This is a genomic window from Metallibacterium sp., from assembly GCF_054637675.1.
On the sequence record NZ_JBTSRB010000085.1, the window covers coordinates 1 to 5,353 of the forward strand.

5 protein-coding genes and 2 pseudogenes are annotated in these 5,353 nt (G+C 65.1%); 3 read left to right on the forward strand and 4 right to left on the reverse strand.

Annotated features, from left to right (window positions below; all coding sequences use genetic code 11):
- Positions 1-317: 317 nt before the first annotated feature.
- A pseudogene (locus tag ACYDAT_RS15480) lies at positions 318-1,109 on the forward strand (pseudouridine synthase); the annotation flags it as partial.
- A gap of 4 nt (positions 1,110-1,113) precedes the next feature.
- Here ACYDAT_RS15480 and ACYDAT_RS15485 read toward each other — a convergent pair.
- From ACYDAT_RS15485 to ACYDAT_RS15500, 4 genes are read right to left on the reverse strand one after another with little or no spacing between them, the layout of a single operon-like run.
- Positions 1,114-1,497: a putative signal transducing protein gene (locus ACYDAT_RS15485; RefSeq protein ID WP_297903881.1), complete on the reverse strand. Its 384-nt coding sequence runs from the start codon at positions 1,495-1,497 to the stop codon at positions 1,114-1,116.
- Positions 1,498-1,499: 2 nt separating this feature from the next.
- A complete protein-coding gene (gene tesB, locus ACYDAT_RS15490; RefSeq protein ID WP_461440493.1) occupies positions 1,500-2,369 on the reverse strand; it encodes an acyl-CoA thioesterase II in 870 nt (289 codons plus the stop codon).
- 48 nt (positions 2,370-2,417) lie between these two features.
- On the reverse strand, positions 2,418-2,840 hold the full coding sequence (locus ACYDAT_RS15495; RefSeq protein WP_461451276.1) for an HIT family protein: 423 nt from the start codon (positions 2,838-2,840) through the stop codon (positions 2,418-2,420).
- 35 nt (positions 2,841-2,875) lie between these two features.
- Entirely contained in the window at positions 2,876-3,541 is a 666-nt protein-coding gene (locus tag ACYDAT_RS15500) for a dienelactone hydrolase family protein (RefSeq protein ID WP_461440491.1), read from the reverse strand.
- 121 nt (positions 3,542-3,662) lie between these two features.
- Between ACYDAT_RS15500 and rimO the strand changes: the two genes are divergently transcribed.
- On the forward strand, positions 3,663-4,988 hold the full coding sequence (rimO, locus tag ACYDAT_RS15505) for a 30S ribosomal protein S12 methylthiotransferase RimO (RefSeq protein WP_461440490.1): 1,326 nt from the start codon (positions 3,663-3,665) through the stop codon (positions 4,986-4,988).
- Positions 4,989-5,128: 140 nt separating this feature from the next.
- Positions 5,129-5,353: pseudogene (locus ACYDAT_RS15510) on the forward strand (transposase); the annotation flags it as partial.

The window sequence follows — 5,353 nt, forward strand, 5'->3', positions numbered from 1 at the left end:
CACCGCCGCAGGTCGTGCGCAGAACCGTCGCATCGAGTTCAAGGTCGAGAACCCGGGGCAGATGGGGCAGTAATTCCGCGCCAGTCCGCACCACGAGAAAGCCCGGCGCAAGCCGGGCTTTTTCTGGATCGCGCGAATGCGCTTTGCGCATGGCCTCGTGGGCGCCGTGTCAAACCACTGACGCAGCGCAACCCAGCAATGCTGGATGGTGGCATCGTCCGGAGAGTGGTCGGGGAGTGTTCCGGTCGGCAAGCGAAGGCACAGTGAGACGATCGCCGACGCCGCGTCAGCAATCGCCCGGTGCTAGGCTGCGCAGCATGTCTGACTGTGACCATGTTCGCGGCAAAAGGCGCCTTGCCAAACCCGCACAACACGTCGCCGCGCGTGCCGTACCTGTACCCCGCCACGGACTCGCGCGCGAGATTTCGCGGCGCGGCCTGTGCTCGCGCGCTCAAGCCGAAGCGGCCGTGCGTGCGGGACGGGTGCAGGTCAATGGCCGCCTTGCGCGCGATCCCGAGCAACCCTGTGCTGCGCATACGCGCATTGATCTGGACGGACACCCCGCGCTGCCCAGTGCGCGTATTTATCTGGCGCTGAACAAGCCGCGCGGCCTGCTCACAACGGTGCGGGATGAACAGGGCCGCGACACTATCTACGCCCTGCTTGCCGACGCCAATTTGCCCTGGTTGGCGCCGATCGGTCGCCTCGACAAAGCCAGCGAAGGCTTGTTGTTGTTGAGCAACGACAGCGTGTGGGCGGCGGCCCTTACTGATCCGGCGCGACATGTGCCCAAGACCTATCGCGTGCAGATACGCGGCGTACCGGATGAGGTCGCACTGACGCGCATGCGTGCCGGAATCAGCGACCGTGGCGAACATCTCGCCGTACGCGAAGTCGCGCTGTTGCAAAGCGGCGGGCGCACCGCGTGGCTGGAATGCGTGCTCGATGAGGGCCACAATCGCCATCTGCGGCGGCTGTTCGCGGGGTTGGGTTTCGAGGTGCTGCGTCTGTTGCGCGTGGCGATCGGGCCGCTGTTGCTGGGTGATCTGGCGCGTGGCGCGTGGCGTGTGCTGGATGCGCGGGAAGTGGCCGCGCTGGCCGCCGCCGCGGGGCTTACAGCCAGCCCAGCGCGCGCAGCGTCATCACCGTCAGCAGGCCGAAAATCCCCAGCAGCAGCAACGCCCGCACGCGCCCCCCCCAGTTCCGGCCGCGGCTCGGCGCGCGCGCGCTGAACTGCAGATTCGCCGCGAAGTGCTCGGCGGCCGATTCGATGCCCATGCCGCGCAGCAGCTCGCGCGCACGTGGCAAATCATTGGCATCGGACACCCAAACCTTGGGCCACGACTGCAGGTCGTTGTCGCGGAAACTGGGCCGGTTGTAGCTGGCGCGCTGATACACGGGACGATCGGTAACGCGTGTTTCGATGCCGTGCTCGTTGAGCAAGGCCACCATGCGCTCGATGTTTTCCAGCCGTGGCGAGGTGTAGATCTGGCGCATGTTCAGCCTTGCATGTGCATGCGCAGCAGACCTTCCTGCGCGGTGGAGGCGACCAACCTGCCGTCCTGCGCGAAGATCATGCCGCGCGCCAGGCCACGCGCGCCCTGTGCGCTGGGGCTGTCGCAGCTGTACAGCAGCCACTCGTCGACACGAAACGGCCGATGAAACCACAGCGCATGATCGAGGCTGGCCATTTGCACCTCGTGGCTGAGATAGGAGATGCCGTGCGGCAGCGTGGCGGTGCCGATCAAATGGAAATCCGAGGCGTAAGCCAGCATCGCGCGCTGCAGCAGCGCATCGTCCGGCGCGTGTCCACCCAGACGAAACCACACTTGCTGATAAGGCGGGCGCTTGCTCGGGTGCAGCTCGTCGCGCGGGTACACCGGGCGAAACTCGAACGGCCCGCGTCGCGTCAGCCAGCGCTGCAATTTCTCGGGCAGTTGCGCAAGTTCCTCGGCCGAGACGATCGCCGGCGGCTCCAGGTCGTTCGGTCCGGGAACCTCGGGTATCGACAGTTGATGTTCGAAGCCGGGTTCTTCAATCTGGAACGAAATCGAACCGTTGAGTATCGGCTGTCCATGCTGGATGGCGAGCACGCGACGCGTGGAAAAACTGTGGCCATCACGCAAGCGCTCGACCTGATACACGATCGGCGCGCCGATATCGCCGGCGCGCAGAAAGTAGCCGTGCAGCGAGTGCGCGATGCGCGCGAGATCGACTGTCTGCTGCGCCGCCGCCAGTGCCTGACCCAGCACCTGACCACCGAACACGTAGCGCGTGCCGATGTCGCGGCTCTGGCCGCGGAACAGGTTGTCTTCCAGGCGCTCGAGGCTGAGCAGCGAGGTCAGTTCGTCGGCCAGGGCCTGGGTCATGGCGAGTACTGCGTGATGCGAGGGCGCAAGTATAGCGGCGCGGCGCGCTCATTCCGTCGACGCGACGAGCCGCGCACGCAGCGCCGCGCATAGTGCCCGGCCCGCAGCCAGCGTGTAGGGCACGCGCGCGCCGCGGCCCCAGACCGGCCCCGGCCACGCGGCATCGCCGACGCGCCGCGCCACGATGTGCAAGTGCAATTGGCGCACGATATTGCCCAGCGTACCCACGTTGAGCTTGTCGCAGGGGAGTTGCGCGCGTAGTGCCGCCGCTGTCTGATCCATCTCGGCAAGCAGCCGTACGCGTGCGCCAGCATCGAGATCAAAAATTTCCTCCAACGCTACGCGGCGCGGAACCAGCACCAGCCAGCCGAAGCGGGTGTCGTTCATCAGCCGCACGTCGCACAGGTCGAGCTGCGCGACGGGCAGGGTGTCTGCGGCCAGCCGCGGATCGAGCGTGAAAGCGGTGCCCAAGGCTGCCATCCTCAGAGGCTGATCGAGCCAACGAATCAGGCGCCCAGATGCTTGGCGAAGAACGCCAGCGTGCGCTCGCGCGCAAGCTTGGCCGCCGCCGCATTGAAGCTCGCGCGCGCATCGCAGTTGAAGCCGTGGTCGGCGTCGTACACGTAGAACTCGGCGCCGGGATTGGCTGCGCGCACCTTTTCGCGGTCCGCCGCGCTGATGTGCGCATCTTGCAAACCATAGTGGAACGCCAGCGGGCCATTGGACGGCATGTCGACGAGTTGCGTGTTGCGCCCGCCGTAGTAACTGACCGCCGGCATGTCGAGCTTGATTGCCGCCAGATACGCGATGCTGCCGCCCCAGCAAAAACCGACCACGCCGATCTTGCCGGCGCTCTTGATGGCCTCGGCGGCGCTGGCGACATCTTCCAGTGGGCGCTCGAAGCCCAGCTCGCTGATCAAGGCAATGCCTTTTTGCATGCCGGGTTGGTCATAGCCCAGATCAACGCCGGCTTCAAGGTGGTCGAACACGGCGGGCGCGATCGCCACATAGCCATCGGCAGCGTAGCCATCGACCACGCTGCGAATGTGCCGGTTGACGCCGAAGATTTCCTGCACCACGACCACGCCGCCCTTGGGCTTGCCCGCGGGTTTGGTCAAGTACGCGCCGATGCACTGCGTGCCAGTGCTGCCGATGTTGATGAACTCGCCCATGGGGGTACTCCTGCGTTCGGCCAAACCGAAAGCCTAGAGCCTCACCCCGCGAAGTCAACGTCAAAGCCGGAGTGACAACATGCGATGACCTTACAATCGCGTTTTTCCTGCGTGCTTTTCTATGTCCCGATCAGAACCCGCGATTGGTTTCGTCAGCCTGGGTTGTCCCAAGGCACTGGTCGATTCCGAGCGTATCCTCACCCAGCTCAAGGTCGAGGGCTACGTGATCGCGCCCAGCTACCAGGACGCCGACGCGGTGGTGGTCAACACCTGCGGCTTCATCGACAGCGCCGTGCAGGAGTCGCTAGATGCAATCGGCGAGGCACTGCACGAGAACGGCAAGGTGATCGTCACCGGCTGTCTGGGCAAGCGCGCCGAACTTATTCGCGAGGCCTACCCCGAAGTGCTGGCCATCAGTGGTCCGCAGGACTACGTCAGCGTCATGCAGGCCGTGCATCGCGCGCTGCCACCCAAGCGCAATCCGCTGCTGGACATCATTCCCGACATCGGCATCAAGCTCACCCCGAAACACTACGCCTACCTGAAGATTTCCGAGGGCTGCAATCATCACTGCAGCTTCTGCATCATTCCATCGATGCGTGGTGATCTGGTCAGTCGTCCAGTGGACGAGGTATTGATCGAGGCCGAGAAGCTGGTCAAGGGCGGAGTCAGGGAACTGCTGGTCATCAGTCAGGACACCAGCGCTTATGGCGCGGACCTGAGATATGCCACGCGTGACTGGCGCGGGCGCGACTATCGCACGCGCATGACCGAGTTGTGCGAAGGTCTGGCCGAACTTGGCGCGTGGGTGCGGTTGCACTATGTGTATCCCTACCCGCACGTGGACGAGCTGATGCCGCTGATGGCGGCCGACAGGCTGCTGCCGTATCTCGACATTCCGTTTCAGCATGCCAGTCCGCGCATCCTCAAGCTGATGAAACGGCCGGGCAACATCGACAAGACGCTGGAGCGCATCCGCGCGTGGCGGCGTGCCGTGCCCGAGATCACCCTGCGCAGCACTTTCATCGTCGGCTTTCCCGGCGAGACCGACGCTGAGTTCGAGGCGCTGCTGGATTTTCTGCGCGAAGCCCAGCTCGATCGCGTCGGCGCCTTCGCCTATTCGCCGGTCGATGGCGCCGCAGCCAATGCGTTGCCCGCGCCGGTGCCCGAGGAGCTCAAGGAAGATCGCCTGGAGCGGTTCATGGCGGTACAGGCCGAAATCAGCGCAGCCAGATTGCAGCGCAAGATTGGTTATCGCCTCACCGTGCTGGTCGATCATGTCGATGCCGACGGTGCCGTCGCGCGCTCAACCGCCGATGCCCCAGAAATCGACGGCGTGGTGCGCATCCGCGACGGCCAGCACCTCCAGCCGGGCGCCTTCGTCGAGGTGATCGTCGAAGGCTCGGATGCGCATGATCTGGAGGCGTGCTGCGCCGCCGAGGGCTGATCAGCGCATCCGGTACCGCGCTACCCAGCCTCGCTTTTTTGCGTTGAGCGGACCGCACCCGGCGCGCTGGGGCGTTGCAACGAGATCATGAGCCACGGGCCTGCCGTGCCACGGCCGTCGTCCCTTGGGGACTTCCGTGGGTCGTTTCGGATGGGCTGAACTGCTTCCCTGGCGTCATCGCCGCGGACTGCACGCACGTGCCGCTGGTCACCGGCGGCGGCCCCGCCAGCGTGGCGCACCCGATGTTCCAATGGGTCAACACCATGCTCGGCAACGTCAAGAACGCCCTGCACGGCACCTACCACGCGCTGAAGCCCAAGTACCTGCAACGCTATCTCTCCGAGTTCTGCTACGACCCACGGAAG

Excerpts from the sequence above, each read along its gene's own strand:
- tesB (WP_461440493.1), bottom strand. The coding sequence starts at position 2,369 with ATGACCCAGGCCCTGGCCGACGAACTGACCTCGCTGCTCAGCCTCGAG.
- rimO (WP_461440490.1), top strand. The coding sequence starts at position 3,663 with ATGTCCCGATCAGAACCCGCGATTGGTTTCGTCAGCCTGGGTTGTCCC.
- ACYDAT_RS15485 (WP_297903881.1), bottom strand. The coding sequence starts at position 1,497 with ATGCGCCAGATCTACACCTCGCCACGGCTGGAAAACATCGAGCGCATG.
- ACYDAT_RS15500 (WP_461440491.1), bottom strand. The coding sequence starts at position 3,541 with ATGGGCGAGTTCATCAACATCGGCAGCACTGGCACGCAGTGCATCGGC.